The organism is Paenibacillus athensensis, from assembly GCF_004514475.2.
Lineage (GTDB): Bacteria > Bacillota > Bacilli > Paenibacillales > NBRC-103111 > Paenibacillus_AL > Paenibacillus_AL athensensis.
This window is the reverse complement of record NZ_MYFO02000020.1, coordinates 37,496-55,088: the sequence shown is the minus strand read 5'-3', so window position 1 is coordinate 55,088 and position 17,593 is coordinate 37,496. Positions and strand designations below refer to the sequence as shown.

Sequence of the window (17,593 nt, the reverse complement as noted above, 5' to 3'; positions counted from 1 at the left end):
TTCCTCCTCATAGTGTCTTCACGACATTCGGCTCAGGTAGCGGCAGAATCCTCGCCACGAGCGGACGAATCGGCCCATTGACGGTGAACTCGCATATACCCTCGCATTTTCCCATAATCGCCGACTTGCTGCAAAAAGTCAACTGCCGACTTGTCCATCATCAAAGAAACAAGAGGCCGTCCCTCGACCACTCTCATGGCCGTCGAGACAACCCCGTTGTCGGACATCTTGGTGCCATTGCCCGCTCGTTACAACGAGCAACCGCTAGGCTACCTTTCCAGCCGCTTTCAGCTTGAACCTGGAAGTCCGGTGAAAAATCAGAGTCCTCCGGTCGATAGCGGCTTGCACTCGCTGTTCCAACTCCCTATCGACTCTCCGGCCACTTTTTCACTGGACTTCTAGAACGTATTGTATACGTTCTGACATTCTTTTGGAGTCGGTTCGTAAAAGCAGTGCTTCTTCCACCGGCCCACAAGCGGCTGATTGTACCAGGTCGGCGGACAAGGTCCGGGATTCTCGAACGTCCCGGGACGGAAATACCACAGGGAGAACTTCCCCGGCCAATCGCGCTCCCCGTTCACCGCCCGTTGCGCCAGACGGCGTTCCCGCTCCCTTGCGTTCTGGTAGTACGTAGCGTGCTGCAACGCTTCGAACGCATGCGGCTGATTAATCATTTGGGGGATCGTGCGGAGTCCTTTGAAATCCGAGCAATTCGCTCTGATCCGGTTAATGCCGACATTCCCGACAAGCAGCATGCCCTTTTCGCCTTCGGTCTCCGCTTCAGCCCGAAGCAACCTCGCCAACATATCAATATCCTGTTTCCTGGCTTTTACGACTGCCATTGGCTCACCTCTTCAGATTTATAGACACATTCATCATACTGAAGATGAACCGGATGTGTGACTCATGCGTTCGTGACAATCACAGCTGCCGCGTCTACAACTTGGCTGCATCGCTTTGCTTGACGTTCATTACGGCATGATTCTCCGCGCTGTTGTAACGGCCAAGCTTCCAGGCCATCCTTCCTTGGCTGCCGGTCAATGCCTGCCTTTAAACCGTTGAATCGCCTCCTCGGTCACCGGCTGGAAGAGGTTAACCAGATTGCCGTCGGGATCGCGGAACAGTAGCGCACGATTCCCCCACGGCATCGTGGTTGGCTCCATGACCCAAGTATCGACAACGGGCTTCAAACGCACATATTCGGCATCGACATCGTCGACATGGAACTCCAGAATGACAGTGCGATTGCTGGCTGCCTCTACAGAACTCGCGCCAAAGAACTGCGCCGTCTGGGTGTGGCCGATGGCCAACGTGCATGACGGAACAACCAGCTCAGCAAATACAGGCGCAAGCCGCGCCGCTGAAACCCCCAGAACCTTTTCATAGAACTCGACAAGACGATCCACATCGTCAGTGATGATGCGTACAGAAGCAAAATTCACAAGCTATCCTCCTTTCGTCTATAATCAGCTTCTACTCTCGTGTACAGGCTTTATTATAAAAAAACACTACTGACAACGTTCTGTCAGTAGCGGCAATCGCTAGGAACCGTCAACTTCAGCTTGCACAAGGTGCCTGGTGTACGGCTCCAGCAAAAACAACAGCTGCTCCGTAGTTTTCTGCACACTGCAAGGCATAGAATGCTGAATCCACCATTCCAATACGCCAATAAACCCGGAAGTCAAAAAATGCGTCGTGACCTCATTAGCAAGTGAGCTGTTTCCCGATTGGACCCCGACCACCTCCGTGACGGTTCCCGCAATTACCGCATACAAACGCTTGCGAAAATATCCAAAGCCTTCATTGCTAAGCAGCAGCTTGTATATCGTGAAGTGGGCCTCCAGAAATTCAAAAACACGCTGAAAAGCGCTGATGTCCAGACGCGTGTCCGCGCGGTCGACACAATGAGCGAGAAGCCGCTCCACATAGAATTCAATACACTTATCAAGCAAGTCGAATTTATCGACGTAATGCAAATAAACCGTCCCGCGGTTGATGTTCGCGCGTTCGGCGATGTCGTTGATCGTTATTTTCTCCAATCCCTTTTCCGCCAAAAGGTCAATGAACGCATTCATGATCGATTGCCTGGTTTTTTGAATCCTTCTATCCATAAAAGCCCCTCCACATATTCAACAAATGAACGCAAGGTGTTGAGTTCTCAACAAAAGAGACTCAGGCAACCATTGAACATCTCGCCGCTGACGAGTACGCTCAGAATATCAAACATTTGTTTATAATTCAACAATTGTTCATTAAGGAGGATCCGTTTTGAAAATACTATTTTTTGGACGCGGCGTCATCGGGACCCAATACGCGTGGGCCTTGGAACAAGCAGGCCATACCGTGGAATTTTATGTGCGTGAAGGCAGGAAGGCGCAATACGGCTCCCATGTAACCTTGGACATACGGGACGCACGGAGACGCAAAAAAGACCGGCTGATCCAGCAGCAATGGCCCATCGTCATTCATGAAGAAATCAAAGAGAATCACGACTACGACCTCATTGTGATGAGCGTGAACCCTGAACAAGTATCCAGTGCGGTCAAGTACCTGGCACCGCGGGTCGGCCCTGCGACCGTGCTGTTCTTCAATAATTATTGGCACGATCCCCGAGTGGCTGTTCAGCCGATTCCGCTCCGTCAGATGGTCGTGGGCTTCCCCGGTGCCGGCGGCGGATTTGAAGGAAATACCCTTTACGGCAGCCTCTACAAAATGGTTCAACTCGGAACCCTTGCATCCGAGCCTACCCCAAGAGAGATACAAGTGCGCAAGCTTTTTACAGAGGCGGGCTTCACAACCAAGGTTCAAAAAGATATCCAAGGCTGGCTGCGGAATCACTTTGCTTTGAACGTTGCAATGGAAGTCGAAGTCTTAAAAAGCGGCAGCTTTAAGCAGGTCGTCACTTCCTCCGAAGCGCTTGCCGGCATCAGCCGCAATCTGAAGGAAATGCTGCCTGTTTTGCAGGCAAAAGGCTCCAAACCGGATGCCATGACCCGACTGCTGGCCGCCCTGCCGCCGCGATGGATTGGGTATCTCATGCATTCCTTTGTTTTTACACCTACAAGCATGGCCTATATCGCGGTGGAGCATAATCATTATCCAGTTGGCCATGCCGTCAAGGAAGTTATCGCCGATGCCCGAAAGCACGGCATTCAGGTGCCGCGGCTGTTCGCGGTAGAACACTTGATTAAGTAGGCGGGGAGTCTGCCGCCCTGCGGATCAGGACTAGCAGATTCACGCTGCGCACGATAAACGGATACACCGTGGAGGCGAGCTCCGCGCCTCCGGTAAATCCACTAAACGCCACGGACCCACCAGAACGCACAAAAGCAAGACTGCATTGAAATGGACTCCAAGCAGCCTTGCTTCATTTTCTTTGAAGTTAATCCGAAATGCCCCGCCTACATAGGGTTCATCACGTCGCCGCACCTCATCTTCAGCTGCCGCTTTCAACCGCAGCAGCGCATCGTCCCAGAAAGAACTTTAAGATGCTGCGAAACAGCCGGTGCTGTGATGTCAAAGTGCGCCGCGATAGCGCTTGAGGACATCTCCTGATCTTGGATGAGCGTGAGAATTTCGCGACGCCGAGGTTCCGCCAAAGCCAAAATGGTTTGTTGTATCATGAAGGCATTGAAGCAAATCACCCCGCGGGGGATGTCGTGCTAACACCTTGAATCGTGAATTCGACCAAAGGGAAGCCAAACGATTCGTCGTCAACGACCTTTAGGAGATACGTCCTAGCCCTTGGCATCCTGCTGTTCCAGCAACCTCACAATCGCTTAGTTTGTTTCTTCCGGCTTTTCTTCCATGATCCAATGACCGCAATCCAGACTAACCACTTCCACATGGGGCACGAAATTCTTCAGGTTTTCAGACTTCTGGATCGTATCCCGGTCGCCATAGATCATGAGGGTCGGTTGAATGATGGGGTTCACATCTGCCAATAAGCGCCAGTTGCGGTCAAGGTTCCTGTACCAATTTATGCTGCCCGTAAACCCTGATGTTTCAAAAGCCGAGACGATAACGGCCAGCTCGCTTACGCTCATCAAGAGCTCACCCCTTGGTGTCTCTGCGTTGGCGAGATTGATCCACACCATACCTGGCTGTGGCTCTGTGGGAGGCTCGTTCTTCCGGTACAGGTTGCGAAGGAATCGGAACTTTCGAAATTATTTATGTCAAATGATGGACAATTATTCCTGATCAAAGTCTCGTCTCAGCCTATATGACCGATTCCACACGAGTTGGGTCTTTACGCGCTTCTTCATAGCTTTAGCCTCAAAGCTTCATCCTTCAACTCAACTTTTCGCCGTCACTTGTGATACGGTTCTCCGCGTTGTCTAAAACGCGTATCGTTAACGAAATACTTAGACCGAAGTACAGCTATTGAATATCTGTCGCCTATGTATTAGTCCACAATTTTATTATAAAAAGCGCCAGGTTTAATAACCTCAATGCCTCCGATATTTTGAGGGAAGCGCTTTGTATTACTGGTGACGATATATTTGCACTCTTCGTTAATTGCCGTTACCCAAACGTGAACATCGTTTTCGTCATAGTTACTCAACGGCTTTTGTAGTCCATGATCTTGAGCGATCGAAATGGCCTTTTCCGTATCGCATTCGCTTATTTCCGCCAGTGCTTGTCCGATGGGGCTGCCTAATCGACTAACGATATCAAGGGCGTGCCTGCCAACTTGACTGTTTACGGCTGGTTGATTATCTAGGATTGGATAAACAAAGAGATCCAAAAAATTACGAACTATTTCCAGAGGATATATTGTACCACCAATCCCTTTGAATAGGGCATTATGATAAAACTCCATCAAGCATACACGCGATAAAACAACCCGATAATCAACCGTCTGCGCGGCAAGAGTTAACAACTGACGGTTGATTCCCGGACAGCCCCGCATAGCACCGTTGTATCAAAAAGAACGCGGGGAGAGGTGTTAAATCCACTCACTCTCAGCTGCCTCCCCTGTTGATGCGTTAAATTCATTCAGTTGTTGCTCAAATGCCTTGCGCTTTTTTGCTTGCTCTGGAGTAATTTTGAAGTACCTTTGAGGAATTCTCCAGTGACCGCCCTCGGTCTGGTATGCTTCCGGATATTTACCTTTTTCACAATAGCGCCGAATCGTCTGATCCGTTACGCCTAATATTTCTGCAGCTTCCGACGATGTGTATACTTCCACCTTCTCTTCAACGAGAATGTTAGAGGGCTGTTCTGAAGAAGCCAACAAATTCGCCAATATTAATTTTCGAATCTGCTCCAGGTTACTGTCGGGAACAAACCGTGGTAGCAGATCAATGTAATCGACCAAAAGTTCATGCGCCCTGTGGTACTCCCTGGACCGAATAGATCGTCGAATTTCTCTGTCCAATCGGTGAAAGGATTGGAAAACATCTATCGAAGGTAATATAAAGGGCAAGTCATCCAAAAAGTTAGTGGACTTATGCAGCAATGCAAGGGTTCTCTCGACCATAATTTTCACGACAACGCTCACGCTATCCAGCTTACTTTCATGTTCCAGTAGAACGACGGTATCCGTAAGAACCTTCTCATCTTGCTCCTTAATCATAAAAACACCTCCCCTATATCTTATTATAGTCGGAATCATGTTGGTTATTCAACAAAAACTCAACAATACCAACTTCCTATTGAAATTTGATAAGGCAACGATATTTAACGGAAGTTTAAACGGCAGTAAAATAAAAAATCCCACTTTCAGACTGTTAGTCTCAGAGACGAGATTTGAATTTCTCATGGTACCACCCAGGTGCGCCGATAGGTCACCCAATCAGCCTCTTCAAGTACCCTCACATAAAATGTGGTTCAACTGTGCAGCTCAGATGCTTTTTCGATAACTGAATGCTTTGCTCCTTTTCAGCTTCCAGAGCTCTCTGTAAAAGAATTCATGTATTTACTGCCCTCATCATCGCCTTATAATATTGAAAATATATTGCCCAAGGAGAGCAGGCAAATTGTAAAAAACTATGTTCCTTTCAAGCGCTTCCTTAGCCCGAGACTTAGACTCATATAAACGAACCTATGCCCCGCAAGGAACTCCGCAAAAAACTTGCCATCACTTATGATAAGGTTCCCCCCGATTAATCTTAAACCCCCGATACACCTGCTCCAGCAAAAGCACCCGCATCATCTGATGCGGATACGTCATCCGTCCGAAACTCAGCTTCTTGTTCGCCCGCGCCAGCACGGCCGCCGATAAGCCCAGCGATCCGCCGATAACAAAAGTCACCGCGCCCCCGCCGTACACGGCCCGCTGCTCCAGCTGCGCAGCCAGCTGCTCGCTCGTCCAGGCTTCACCGTCAATCGCCAGCGCGATCACATACGCGCCATCTTTCACCGCGCCCAGAATCCGCTCTCCCTCGCGCACGCGCACCTGCTCCTCTTCGACAGCGCTCATGGAATCCGGCGTCTTCTCATCCGCCAGCTCTCGAATGTCCAACCGCGCATACGCGCCCAATCGCTTGGCGTATTCCGCCACCCCGTCCGACCAATATTTCTCCTTCAGCTTGCCCACACACACAATTTGAATCTGCACAACCGTAACCCCCACCCTGATATTTACGTGTAAAATCCAGCCGCAGCACGGCGCCATAACCATCCGTTAACATGCAAGGACGTTGTCCTCACCGCACCTTGCCGCCATATCTCGGTCCCTGGCCCCTGCTCTCTGACCGCCTCACAACTTCTCCACACATGAAAAAAGGAGGCCCACAGCCTCCTCCCCTTACACCACCAAAAAACGCCCCGCAGCCTGACAATGAGCGCAATGCGCCGGCGGCTGCCAGTTGGCAAACTGGACCTTCAGCAGATCGACCACATCCGGCGCTTCTTCATATTCATCGATGAACTCGTCGATGGCGATCTCTACATGTTCCTTGCAAACTACGTACATCCCTGTACCTCTTTCGTCTCGATGTCCAGCAGCCAAGCAGCGCTTTGCTTCTCTTCGTTTCACTTGCTGCCTCGGATTCCCATTATGCCCGTAAACGCTGCACTCGCCGCAGCCGGCTATCCGCTTAGCCAGAACACCCGCCAAATCGTTCTCCGGCTGTTCCCCGACCGGACCCGCCAGCCACCCTACTTCTCCCCGGCCTCCGCCAGCGTCACCGTCGCGCTCATCTTCTTGCCGCCCCGGTAAAAGCCCACGACAACCTTGTCGCCGATCTTCTTCTCATTGTACAAATATTTCCGCAGCGCCAGCGTGCTGTCAATCGGCTGATCGTCGAGCAGCACGATCACGTCCTGCGGCTTCAAGCCGGCGTCTTCGGCCGGACCCGATACGTCAAACACGATAATTCCAGTCTTCACTTCATCGGGAAGCTTTAATACGTCCGTCCCCTTAAAACTTTGCAGCTCCTGCGTCGACACGCCCAGCAGCGGCCGCTTCACCTTGTGATCCTTGATCAAGCTGTCGAGCACCGGCTTCACCGAATTGATCGGAATCGCAAAGCCCAGCCCCTCCACGCCCATATCGGCGATCTTCAAGCTGTTAATCCCGATCACCTTGCCCTCTATATTCACGAGCGGCCCGCCGCTGTTGCCCTGATTGATCGCGGCATCGGTCTGGATCACGTCCATCTCCCAATCGTAGTCCGTGCTGTCCCGGTCAATCGCTACGGGAATCGTCCGCTTCGGCGAAGAAATGATGCCCCGCGTCACCGTCGGCGAGAAGCCGAGCCCCAGCGGGTTGCCCACCGCAATCGCCGTTTCTCCCGCCTGCAAGCTGTCCGAATTGCCGAACTCGGCCACCACCTTGAACCCGCTTCCGTCGGCCTCCAGCACGGCCAGATCAGTCACCTGATCGCGCCCGACCAGCTTCGCCTTGCGATGCTCGCCCTGGAAATTCACCACCTCGAACTCCACGCCGTCCTCCACGACATGATTGTTCGTGACAATACGCACCTTATCCCCATCACGGCCAAAAATCACCCCGGACCCGATGCCCATGCCGCCCGGCGTCTCCTCATCATCCTTGCGCATACTGATCACGCTGACCACAGCCGGCTTGATCTTGTCTGCCGCCGCAATCACCGAATCGTTGCCGTTCATCGGCTGCGCCCCAGCCGCCACGGCTGCCGCAGCTCCAGGCTTCGCCGCCAGATCGTCCCCGCCGCCGGCGATCCATACTGCAAGCAGCGTCAGCAGCGCGCCGCCCAATGCGGACCCGATCATCCAATACCGCTTCCGGCCGGTCCATGCGGGCCTGCGGTAGCCGCCTCCCGTGAGGTCCCATTCCCGTTTTTTCGACGATTTCGTCGAGAAAAAATCATCATCAAATAAACTCATAGCCGGCCCCTTCCCGCTGCTGACGCCCACGCACTGCATTTTTTTGCAAAAATCAGGAATGTTTCGCCGCCAATATGCCTACAATAATAGTAAACCAGAACTTCGAAAGAAAAACTAGAGTGATAGAAAAGGAGCCGTGCTCATGAACCGAATCCATTCCCATCTCGACCAAATCAACCTGATCGGCAAGCTCGCCGATATGAAAGAGGATCATTACCAGCAGACGCTCGCGCTATCCACCGTCATCGAGCTGCTCGTCGCCAAAGGCATCATCACCGAGCAGGAGCTGCTGGACAAATCGCGCAAGCTCCATCAGGAGCCTATTCCCGGTCCATCGAATCCCACCTGGTAGATCGGTCGAAATACGTGTCCATCAGCCGCGGCTTCACGCCGCTTGCGCACGCGTTCCGCTCCTCTAATACATTATTCACCGTCAGCCTGGCCAAATCCATCAAATTGTGATCGCGGCTCAAATGCGCCATATACACGGCGTTCGTCCGGCCGCTCATGATTTCGCACAACGCCTCGCCGGCCGCTTCATTGGACAAATGGCCCTTGTCGCCGAGAATGCGGCGCTTGATGCTCCACGGATAATGGCCCATGCGCAGCATCTCGACATCGTGATTCGTCTCCAGCACATACGCGTCGGAGTCGGCAATTTTTTCCTTCACCTTGGAGCTCATATAGCCCAGATCAGTCACCAGACTCAGCTTCTGCTCACCTTCATAAAAGCAATACCCGACCGGCTCCGCCGCATCGTGGGAAATGCCGAACGACTCCACCTGCAGCGCGCCAAAATCCAGCGTCGAGCCGGTCTCCATCACCCGCTTGTTCCCCTCGGCGATTTCGCCGATCTGCTCCTCCAGCGCCCGCCACGTCTTCTCGTTGGCGTACACCGGCAAGTCGTATTTGCGCGCAAACGCGCCCAGTCCCTTGATGTGATCGGAATGCTCGTGCGTAATCACAATCGCATCAATCTCGCGCCCCGTCACCTCGCGTTCCTTCATCAATTGATCCATCTTTTTCGCGCTAAAACCAACGTCGACCAGCACCTTCGTCTCGCCGTTGTCGACCACCGTCGCATTGCCCGTCGATCCGCTCGACAGCACCGTAAACCTCAATCCCATCCTACCTGCTCCTTATACCTGCAATTCCGGTTAGTTGTCGGCGTCCTTCTTCTTGGGCAGCACATCCGCTACCGGCCCGTTATCGAAGCCGTTTTGCGGCGCCTCCACCGCTCCGTTAAACGCCTGCACGTAATAAATATCGCCATTGCCAATCGCCACCCGCCAATACGGAATCATGTATTGCGTCTGCGAATTGTATATTTGCCCATGATACCCAAGCCGGACATCGGTAATAATCGAGCCCTCGCTCAAGTAGTTCTCTACAAGACTACGCACGGCCAGCTGAGCCGGAATCAGCTTCTGCTCCTTCTGCTCGCCGCTTGCCTCCACCACCACGTAGGTCTGGCGGTACTTCGTCACCTGCCCCTGATCCTCGAACAGCTCGACGCGCACCTCAAACATTGGCAGACCGCCGTACATCTGATTAAATACATACACGCCGTCCTTGCTGGCAATTGCATCGAACTGATACAGATCCAGATGCGGAATCTCCGAGCGGGCCGGCACGTCCTTGCTTGTACCTTTCCCCAGTATACTGTTCATCGTCGTTGGTGTCTTCAGGGGAATTTTCTCATCCGGCTTCATATTCTCATCGAACTTGACCGTGATCTCCGTCAGCTTGGGCACATCCTTGGGCAGCTCTTCGCTGAGGCGAATGTTTTTGCTGCTGAGCACCCGGTTCAGCTCCTCGACAATGCCGGTCGTATCCGCCGCCAGCTCCGTCTGCTTCGATTTGCTCGTCCACAGCTGATAGCCGAGAATCATATTCAGAAACAGAAACGACAATATCAAAATCGTCTTGGCCCGGCCCCAATCCATGCCCTCACCTGCCCTTGACCAACATCGCTGGTCTATTCCATATAATCAAACGTGCCGTCGCGCAGCTCAATCGCCCATACCGGCCTCAGCAGCATCGACTGCTCGGACACCACCGGCCGGTAGGCCGGGAACATCGACACGACCGCCGAGCGCCGCTGGTACGTCTGCAGCCGCGCCTCCAGCGCCTCCCCGGACATCAGCTCGGCATCCTGGCGCGTCGCTGCCTTAGGGTCCCGCATCATCATCATCGAGCGCTCATAGGCCGACACGATGCCCTTTTGCACCTGCAGCTTGATCGTGCCGTAGCCCTCCGCCTGCGGGTTAATAATGGGAAAAGCTTCATAATACTGCCGAAACACAAACATCTGATTCGAAAACGACTGCCGCTGCGGCGTCCGCGCCACCACGTAATTGCCGTCCCAGCCGACATGCTGGTTGATAAACTGCACGCCCGCCAAGAGATTGTCGAGCATATCGTTCCGGCTTTCCACCGGCGCTACCGGGTCGGTATACGTAATCCAGCGCTTGTCGCTTTTAATCTGGAAACCGCGCTTGCCGTCGGTATAAATTTCCGAGCCGTCCCGCTCCTTGAGGTTCCGCGTAATTCCCGGATCAACGAACAGGCTGCCCTTCAACTGATCGGCCGTCAGCAGGCTGTAAGCAAACGTATAGCTCGACGTATGCAACGGCTTTGTCGGAATGTAGTAATCGCCGCCGTTCATCGGCCGGTACAGATTCGACATATCGCCGTAGGTTACGAAATTTTCGACATCCTTGCTCGTAAAATCGGCGCGAATCACCTCATAGCTCACACTCGGAGAATCCGTGAAAAAATACGTCCGCACATCGCCCTTATTGGAAAAAATCCAGATCCGCGTAATCGTATCGTTGTCCGCCGGCGTCTCTCCCTTGATCTGCAGCATCATCTGCAGCAAATTAAACGGCAGCCCGTCGCGGAACCGGATCTCCACGCCTTGCTCGTTCGTCCGCACATCCTCCCAATCGACATTAGCGAGGAACGTCGTCGTGCGGCGGAAGCCTTCAATGCTGCGCTGCTTGATATTATCGAGCAGGCGCAAGTAATTGTAGCTCTCCGGATACAGCACCGAATGCTGCTGATTCCCCAAATGCACAATAATCTGATCGGGAAACAGCATGTCCGCAATTTCCTTAGGCTTGCCCAGCGGCTCCGTCTGCACATAATCATTTTGCTGAATCGGGTCGAATTTGGGCGAGCTGTAGGCCAGCAAATAGCTTTGATACAAGCTGGCGGCAATCAGCACGACCAGCAGCAGCGATTTCAGCCTGTCCATCATATCGCTTCACTCTCCTCCGCCTGAATCGGCAGCGTGAACAGCGCCTTCGTCCCCTGCCCCAGCTCCGAATCCAGCGAGATCGTCCCGCCGTGAGCTTTGACAATTTCCCGGGCAATAGACAACCCGAGCCCGGTGCCGCCCATATTGCGCGAACGCGCCTTATCCACGCGATAAAAACGCTCGAAAATCCGCGCCAAATCCTTTTTCGGAATGCCGATGCCCGTATCCTGAATCCCGATCTCCAGGAAATCGCGGTCAATGCGCCGCGCCGACAACCGCACCGTGCCTTCATCAGCCGTGTATTTAATCGCGTTGGATACCAGATTGTCCAGCACCTGATCGATCTTGTCCCGGTCGAGCATAATCGGCGCGATGCCCGGCTCCACCGCAATTTCGACACGAATCTTGCGCTGCTGCAGCTGGAACGAGAAGCGGTCGGCCACCTCGTCCAGCATCTCCGCCACGTCCGTCGACTCCTTGCGGATGATCGACTGCCGCGAATCGAGCCGCGACAGGTGCAGCAAATCCGTCACCAGCCGGATCATCCGCTCCGTCTCGCTGCGCGTCACGCTGACGAACCGCGAAGCCAGCTGCGGCTCCTCCAGCGCGCCGTCGTCCAGCGCCTCCAGATAGCTCTTGATCGTCGTCAGCGGCGTGCGCAGCTCATGCGATACGTTGGCGACGAATTCGCGCCGTGCCTGCTCCAGCTTTTCCTGCTCCGTCACGTCCTGCAGCACGGCAATCGACCCGCCGCTCGCCCCTTCGCCCCTACGGTGAATCGACGTGAACGTCACCCGCACCGATAGCGGCTCCTCCTCGTCAGGCAGCTCAATACCCAGCAGCGTCGTATTCACATCGCCGTACACCAGCGCCTGAATGCGATCCTTCGTCATGCCGAGCAGCTCGCTGATCTCCTTGCCGAACGAGCTTTCCTCCTCGATCTGCAGAATCTGCTTCGCCCGCCGGTTCAGCACGATCACCCGCCCCGTATCGTCGGTCGCAATCACCCCGTCGTTCATGTTCGTCAGAATCGAAGCCAGCTTCTCCTTCTCCTCCTCATTCATCGACAGCGCTTCCTTCAGCCGGTCCATCATGAAATTGAACGTATGCCCAAGCTGCCCAATCTCATCCTGGCCCTGCACCTTGACCTGGTCGTCAAAATTGCCCTCGGCCACCGCCGTAACCTGCTTCGTAATCTCCTTGATCGGATTCGTAATCGTGTTCGACAAGAGAATCCCGAGCGCCGCCGTCAGCCCCAGCGCAATCAGCGTCCCCGAAATGAGAATCCGGTTAATGCTGCTCATCGTATTGTACAAATCCTCCATCGACGCGATCAGATACACCGCCCCGAGCACCCGCACCCCGCTGCCCACCGGCTTGGCAATCACCATCTTGCGATACCCGTCCGTGTCCGTAAACATCCGCTGATTATCCTTGATGCCCTGCAGCGCGCGCGTCACCTCGGTTTGCGTATTCTTTTGCCCCAGATGGCTGGGCACCGACGTACTAATCACAATCCCGTTCGCATCGATAATCTGAATTTCCGCATTGCTGATCGAAAACAAATTGTTCACGATATCGTTCAGATCGGTATACGTTTTCTTCCCCTCGCCCGCCTTGCCCGACGGATCGGGGTTGCCAAGCAAATAAGACTCCACGAAACCGGCCAGCAGCGTGACCTGCTTGTTCCGGGAGTCCAGGAAATCATTTTTGAAATAGCTCTCCAGCGTCCGGTAAAAATACACCCCGATCAGCTGCATCGCAATCAAAATCAGCAGCACATAAATCATGATCAGCTTCGCCTGAATCGACTGAAAAAAGCGAATGCCTTTCATGCTCAAAAGCCTCCGGCTTTGGGACTGCGCATCAAATAGCCCAGCCCGCGCCGAGTCATAATGTATTCCGGCCGACTCGGATCGGTCTCCAGCTTCTCGCGCAGCCTGCGGATCGTCACGTCCACCGTGCGCACGTCGCCGAAGTACTCGAAGCCCCAGACCGCTTGCAGCAGATGCTCGCGCGTCATCACCTTGCCCGAATGCTTCGCCAGATACTGGATCAGCTCAAACTCGCGGTGCGTCAAATCCAGAGGCTCGTCATCCTTGTACACCATATACATATCGTTGTCGATGAACAGGCCGTGAATCCGGATGCCGTTGCGCTGCTCCTCCGCCTCCGGCTCGGAAGCCTGCACCTTGTTGCGGCGCAAATGCGCCTTCACTCGCGCCAGCAGCTCGCGCGTGCCGAACGGCTTGGTCACGTAATCGTCCGCGCCCATCTCCAGCCCCAGCACCTTGTCCAGCTCCGTATCCTTGGCCGTCAGCATAATAATCGGCGTATTCAGCCGGGTGCGCACCTCCCGGCACACATCCATGCCGTCCTTGACCGGCAGCATCAAATCCAGCAGAATCAGGTCCGGCTTTTCCTGAAAAGCCAGCTCCACCGCGCTGCCGCCGTCATAAGCGCAGACGACCTGATAGCCCTCTTTTTCCAAATTAAATTTCAAAATATCAGCAATCGGCTGCTCATCGTCCACCACCAGAATTTTGCCAAACAAACGAACCACCGCCTTGTTCAAAGTCCACTCGCGTATCTTTTCATTTTACCATAAATCCAAGCAAAAAGAGACAAAGCCGCCCGCTTGTCCGGGCCGACCCTGCCTCTTCGTCATCTCTGTCTATCTGCTGCTCTTATCGGTTCAAATATTTCAGCGGATTCTCCAGCTTGCCGCCTTTGTGCACTTCAAAATGCAAATGCACGCCGGTCGAATCCCCGGTACTGCCCATGATGCCGATCTTGTCGCCCTTCTCCACAATCGTACCCCGGGTCGTCGTAATCTTGCTCATGTGTCCATATAACGTCTCATAACCATTCAAATGACTAATAATCACATAATTGCCGTAATCGGATTTGTACCCGGTTTCGATGACCTTGCCGTTGTCCGCTGCCATAATGTTTTTGTTGCCTGTAATGTCGATACCCTTGTGAAGCTTGCCCCAGCGCGTGCCGAACGTGCTCGTAATATTCGGCGATAATACCGGCCACGAGAACTTGCCTGTCCCTTCGCCGAGAACGACCTTCGTGCCTTTTTTCGCTTTCGCGGTCACCGGCTGCTCGATGATTTCCTCATGCAGCACTTGCTCCTCCATCATCTCGCCGTTGATCTTCGTCAGCTGGATGGTCACCTTCTTTAGCCCGTTCTTGCCGGGTGAGATCGGTTGAACGACACCCACGCGCAGCGAATCGTCCTTCACGTATTCCGTATCGTATTGAATCTCCTGATTTTGCACGACCTTCTCCAGCGTCTTCACCGAAAGCGTCGGCTGAAGCACCGTCAGATCAAGCGTATCGCCAATTTTGAGCATGTCGTCGTGAATCCACGGGTTTTGCTCGTAAATGAATTGCTTGGTCACGCCGAATTTCTGGGCAATGCAAGACACGCAGTCGCCTTCGACCACCGTATATTTCGTCGGCTGGACATCGCCGGTTTGCAGCTTCTTCACCACTTCCTCGGGATCGGCCAGCTGCTCGCTGGAAATCGGCACCTCGCTCGTCTCCACCTTCTGCACGAACCCGGCCTCCTGCAATTCGGAAGGCAAAGCGTTAATATCCTCGGCCGTCGCATTCGCTGAAAGCACACCAACCTTAGCGGTTTCCTTGCCTTTCGGGTTGAACGGCTCCTTCACCTTTTCCAGAATGGCGTCTGCCGTTTCCTGGTCCTTCACAATCGCGATCAGCTTGCCATCCACCTTGAGCTCGACGCCACGCGCTTCCGGCACAATGCGCTCGTTGAGCGCCGCAATGACCGCTTCATCGTTAGGCTTGACATTGAAAGCCTTCTCAGTTGTGTACGTAATGCCGTCCATCGGCACCACCATATGTACCTCGGGGTGGCTCATCTGTACTTCCAACGGGCGGTTCATCTTATAATTCTCAATAATCGAGCTGTCGCTCGCGATTCCTATCTCTTGACCGTTCAGCATGACATGATAAATATCCTTCATGTTCGCTTGCACGTATTGGTGTCCAGCTAAAGTTATAATAGCGGAAAAAGCTACCGCACCCGCTCCGAGTGCAATCGGCCATTTGTGCTTCTTGATTACCGCCAGCGTCGTAGTCGTTGTGTCCTGCTGCTGCTTGTCTGATTCACTTCCGGTCAAGCTTTCTCGCTTGGTTTTGAATCTCTCGACGAGATCCTTGACAAAGCGCATTCCCCTGAAACCTGTCATGATCTTCTCCCTTTAGACGGTTTTGCATCCACAGATACATAAATCAACCTTGATTAGACATAATATCCTTTGAAGTAACTCCCTTTTGTTAAATTTACCACACTTCTTCCGCCCATTTCAACAAATACTCGACAGCGGTGTGATAGACTGTGTCGATTCTACGACTGGAGGCAATTCAATGGAAAAAAATCTAACAGCGGTTTTCAAATCCGTGGACGACCTGGAGCATGCGGCAGACGAGCTGAGAAGGCAGGGCGTGCTTGATATTCGGATCGATGCAGCGGCTCCGATCAAGGTCGATTACCAAGCGGACACGCTGGTGCAGACCCTCGAAGCGCCGGTGAACGACGGCTCCTTCGGCCTGGCGGTTTGTGTGGAAAAATCCCGCTATCGTCAAGCCGAAGATACGATCGTCAAATACGGGGGTGAGCTATAGCGGCTCGCCATCCAGCTAATACTTTTGAATGATCTCCATGAGCTGTTTATATTCATCGGCAGTCAAATAGCTATGCAGCGTCTGATCGACCTCCTTCAGCTCCTCAGCGGTGATGCCGTCTTCGAGCAGGGCGGACAGGCGCTGTACCTCGTTTTGCGGCAGCTTCGCCACCACGAGGGAAAAGATCTTCATTTTATCCTCGCTCGTTAATTGCTCCTTTTTCTTGGCGAACGCTTCGGTCGACATGACCAGCTCGCGCTGCTGCGCCTCATCGTCGTGTACCTGTCCCATGACGGCTACCGCATCGTCCTCTGCGCCCGCGGAAGCAGCCGCATCCGGCGAAGCGGAAGGCAACGCGCCGGCGGCGCCACTGCCTGAGTCCGGGGAAGCGGTGCTCGCGGAGTCGGAGGTGGAACCGGCTGCCGAGCCGTTCTTTGCGCCGCTGGATGCATCCGGGCTCGCTCCGCCCGCATTCGCGTCCTGCGTTGACCCCGTTGACGACGAACCTCCGTCGGCAGCCTGCTGACCCCCCGCTCTCGGCTTAACTATATTCAACTCCTCCGATAATCTTGCGGCAAAATCCATAAATTGAATCTTTTTACCTATAGCCGGTATCTGAAATTGTCGAAGCAGCTCCTCGACATACATATTGACGACCGCCCAAGCTGTAACCACCGATAACAACGAAATAAGGACCGTGGACAAGATCAGCTTGCTTAACCAGCCCAACAACTTCATGCCGTTTCCTCACCCTTTGCAGACTCGATTTTGACCTCCCTTCCAGTATTGACGCTTTTGCTTCCAGCCAATCCCAACCCTCCAAGAAAACTGATTGATTTTACTAATGTAAAATTATATTATAAAAATGTTAACTTTCGTTTACGCCACTTGCCTGAATGGAGGAATCACGCATGTATTTTTACGATCAATTGCGGGATCTGCGTAAGCACAGGGGCTTTACCGTACGCGAGCTTTCGGAGCGCTCCGGCGTCTCGCACGCTTACATCTCACAGCTGGAGAGCGGCAAACGCCGCATTCCCTCACCGGACGTGCTGGCCAAGCTCTCCAAGGGGTTGAACATCCCTTACGCAGAACTGATGCGGGTAGCCGGCTACCTCGAGCCCCCGACTCGGGAGGAACCAACGAGCGAAGCCGGAAGCCGTCCGGTTCACCTGCGTGCTTTCCTGCGCGATAACGAACTGATGTTCGATGACGTTGTGCTGACCGAGCTGGACAAGGAATGGATCGAGCGCATGCTGACTGTGATGTTCTGGCGGAAGTCGTCGGCTGCCGGCTTGTCGGAGGAATAAACGTTAAGTTAAGCCGCCAAGGGATTCGCGCGCGGTGCGGAAGCCG

At 53.6% G+C, this 17,593-nt stretch carries 21 protein-coding genes; 4 read left to right on the top strand and 17 right to left on the bottom strand.

All coding sequences use genetic code 11. The features are described from left to right. Positions 1-398 precede the first annotated feature (398 nt). The 3 genes from B5M42_RS23855 to B5M42_RS23845 form a co-directional block, all read right to left on the bottom strand. Entirely contained in the window at positions 399-842 is a 444-nt protein-coding gene (locus B5M42_RS23855) for a cell wall hydrolase (protein WP_134755557.1), read from the bottom strand. A gap of 195 nt (positions 843-1,037) precedes the next feature. Beyond that, the gene (locus B5M42_RS23850; RefSeq protein WP_134755559.1) at positions 1,038-1,442 is read right to left on the bottom strand and encodes a VOC family protein; all 405 of its coding nucleotides are present in this window, start codon (positions 1,440-1,442) and stop codon (positions 1,038-1,040) included. A 99-nt stretch (positions 1,443-1,541) separates the two neighbouring features. Further along, positions 1,542-2,111: a TetR/AcrR family transcriptional regulator gene (locus B5M42_RS23845; RefSeq protein ID WP_134755561.1), complete on the bottom strand. Its 570-nt coding sequence runs from the start codon at positions 2,109-2,111 to the stop codon at positions 1,542-1,544. Between the two features lie 157 nt (positions 2,112-2,268). Here B5M42_RS23845 and B5M42_RS23840 point away from each other — a divergent pair, with 157 nt between their 5' ends. Beyond that, entirely contained in the window at positions 2,269-3,195 is a 927-nt protein-coding gene (locus B5M42_RS23840) for a ketopantoate reductase family protein (protein ID WP_134755563.1), read from the top strand. A gap of 254 nt (positions 3,196-3,449) precedes the next feature. Here B5M42_RS23840 and B5M42_RS25805 read toward each other — a convergent pair whose 3' ends face one another. The 7 genes from B5M42_RS25805 to B5M42_RS23805 form a co-directional block, all read right to left on the bottom strand. After that, positions 3,450-3,623, bottom strand: coding sequence for an ArsR family transcriptional regulator (locus tag B5M42_RS25805; RefSeq protein WP_134755565.1), 174 nt, complete (start codon positions 3,621-3,623; stop codon positions 3,450-3,452). A 156-nt stretch (positions 3,624-3,779) separates the two neighbouring features. Further along, entirely contained in the window at positions 3,780-4,046 is a 267-nt protein-coding gene (locus B5M42_RS23830; protein WP_209280761.1) for an alpha/beta fold hydrolase, read from the bottom strand. 359 nt (positions 4,047-4,405) lie between these two features. Next, positions 4,406-4,882: a PIN domain-containing protein gene (locus B5M42_RS23825; RefSeq protein ID WP_167690161.1), complete on the bottom strand. Its 477-nt coding sequence runs from the start codon at positions 4,880-4,882 to the stop codon at positions 4,406-4,408. A 66-nt stretch (positions 4,883-4,948) separates the two neighbouring features. Beyond that, the gene (locus tag B5M42_RS23820; RefSeq protein ID WP_167690164.1) at positions 4,949-5,578 is read right to left on the bottom strand and encodes a helix-turn-helix domain-containing protein; all 630 of its coding nucleotides are present in this window, start codon (positions 5,576-5,578) and stop codon (positions 4,949-4,951) included. Between the two features lie 504 nt (positions 5,579-6,082). Continuing rightward, entirely contained in the window at positions 6,083-6,562 is a 480-nt protein-coding gene (gene rlmH, locus B5M42_RS23815) for a 23S rRNA (pseudouridine(1915)-N(3))-methyltransferase RlmH (RefSeq protein WP_134755571.1), read from the bottom strand. 189 nt (positions 6,563-6,751) lie between these two features. Next, positions 6,752-6,919 carry a CxxH/CxxC protein gene (locus B5M42_RS23810; RefSeq protein ID WP_134755573.1) on the bottom strand — a complete coding sequence of 56 codons (168 nt, stop codon included), beginning with the start codon at positions 6,917-6,919 and terminating at the stop codon, positions 6,752-6,754. 185 nt (positions 6,920-7,104) lie between these two features. Beyond that, positions 7,105-8,313 carry a S1C family serine protease gene (locus tag B5M42_RS23805; protein ID WP_134755575.1) on the bottom strand — a complete coding sequence of 403 codons (1,209 nt, stop codon included), beginning with the start codon at positions 8,311-8,313 and terminating at the stop codon, positions 7,105-7,107. A 142-nt stretch (positions 8,314-8,455) separates the two neighbouring features. Here B5M42_RS23805 and B5M42_RS23800 point away from each other — a divergent pair, with 142 nt between their 5' ends. Continuing rightward, on the top strand, positions 8,456-8,665 hold the full coding sequence (locus tag B5M42_RS23800) for a hypothetical protein (protein WP_134755577.1): 210 nt from the start codon (positions 8,456-8,458) through the stop codon (positions 8,663-8,665). Here B5M42_RS23800 and B5M42_RS23795 read toward each other — a convergent pair. The 6 genes from B5M42_RS23795 to B5M42_RS23770 all read right to left on the bottom strand — a co-directional run bounded on the left by B5M42_RS23795 (position 8,634) and on the right by B5M42_RS23770 (position 15,801). Next, positions 8,634-9,440: an MBL fold metallo-hydrolase gene (locus B5M42_RS23795; protein WP_134755579.1), complete on the bottom strand. Its 807-nt coding sequence runs from the start codon at positions 9,438-9,440 to the stop codon at positions 8,634-8,636. The genes B5M42_RS23800 and B5M42_RS23795 overlap by 32 nt on opposite strands. Before the next feature lie 30 nt (positions 9,441-9,470). Next, positions 9,471-10,259 (bottom strand): two-component system regulatory protein YycI, encoded by a 789-nt coding sequence (yycI, locus tag B5M42_RS23790; RefSeq protein WP_134755581.1) that lies wholly within the window; start codon positions 10,257-10,259, stop codon positions 9,471-9,473. A gap of 32 nt (positions 10,260-10,291) precedes the next feature. Next, entirely contained in the window at positions 10,292-11,575 is a 1,284-nt protein-coding gene (locus tag B5M42_RS23785; protein WP_134755583.1) for a YycH family regulatory protein, read from the bottom strand. Beyond that, on the bottom strand, positions 11,572-13,410 hold the full coding sequence (gene walK, locus B5M42_RS23780; RefSeq protein WP_134755585.1) for a cell wall metabolism sensor histidine kinase WalK: 1,839 nt from the start codon (positions 13,408-13,410) through the stop codon (positions 11,572-11,574). The genes B5M42_RS23785 and walK overlap by 4 nt, the downstream gene beginning before the upstream one ends. Before the next feature lie 2 nt (positions 13,411-13,412). Further along, positions 13,413-14,129, bottom strand: a complete 717-nt coding sequence (gene yycF, locus B5M42_RS23775; RefSeq protein ID WP_134755587.1) for a response regulator YycF — start codon at positions 14,127-14,129, stop codon at positions 13,413-13,415. A 133-nt stretch (positions 14,130-14,262) separates the two neighbouring features. Next, positions 14,263-15,801: a M23 family metallopeptidase gene (locus tag B5M42_RS23770; protein ID WP_134755589.1), complete on the bottom strand. Its 1,539-nt coding sequence runs from the start codon at positions 15,799-15,801 to the stop codon at positions 14,263-14,265. 178 nt (positions 15,802-15,979) lie between these two features. Here B5M42_RS23770 and B5M42_RS23765 point away from each other — a divergent pair, with 178 nt between their 5' ends. After that, entirely contained in the window at positions 15,980-16,237 is a 258-nt protein-coding gene (locus tag B5M42_RS23765) for a hypothetical protein (protein ID WP_134755591.1), read from the top strand. Positions 16,238-16,252: 15 nt separating this feature from the next. On the opposite strand, the gene B5M42_RS23760 is transcribed toward B5M42_RS23765, so the two are convergent. Beyond that, the gene (locus B5M42_RS23760) at positions 16,253-16,975 is read right to left on the bottom strand and encodes a hypothetical protein (protein ID WP_134755593.1); all 723 of its coding nucleotides are present in this window, start codon (positions 16,973-16,975) and stop codon (positions 16,253-16,255) included. A 173-nt stretch (positions 16,976-17,148) separates the two neighbouring features. On the opposite strand from B5M42_RS23760, the gene B5M42_RS23755 reads away from it, so the two are divergent. Beyond that, on the top strand, positions 17,149-17,547 hold the full coding sequence (locus tag B5M42_RS23755) for a helix-turn-helix domain-containing protein (RefSeq protein ID WP_134755595.1): 399 nt from the start codon (positions 17,149-17,151) through the stop codon (positions 17,545-17,547). The last annotated feature ends 46 nt before the right edge of the window (positions 17,548-17,593 follow it).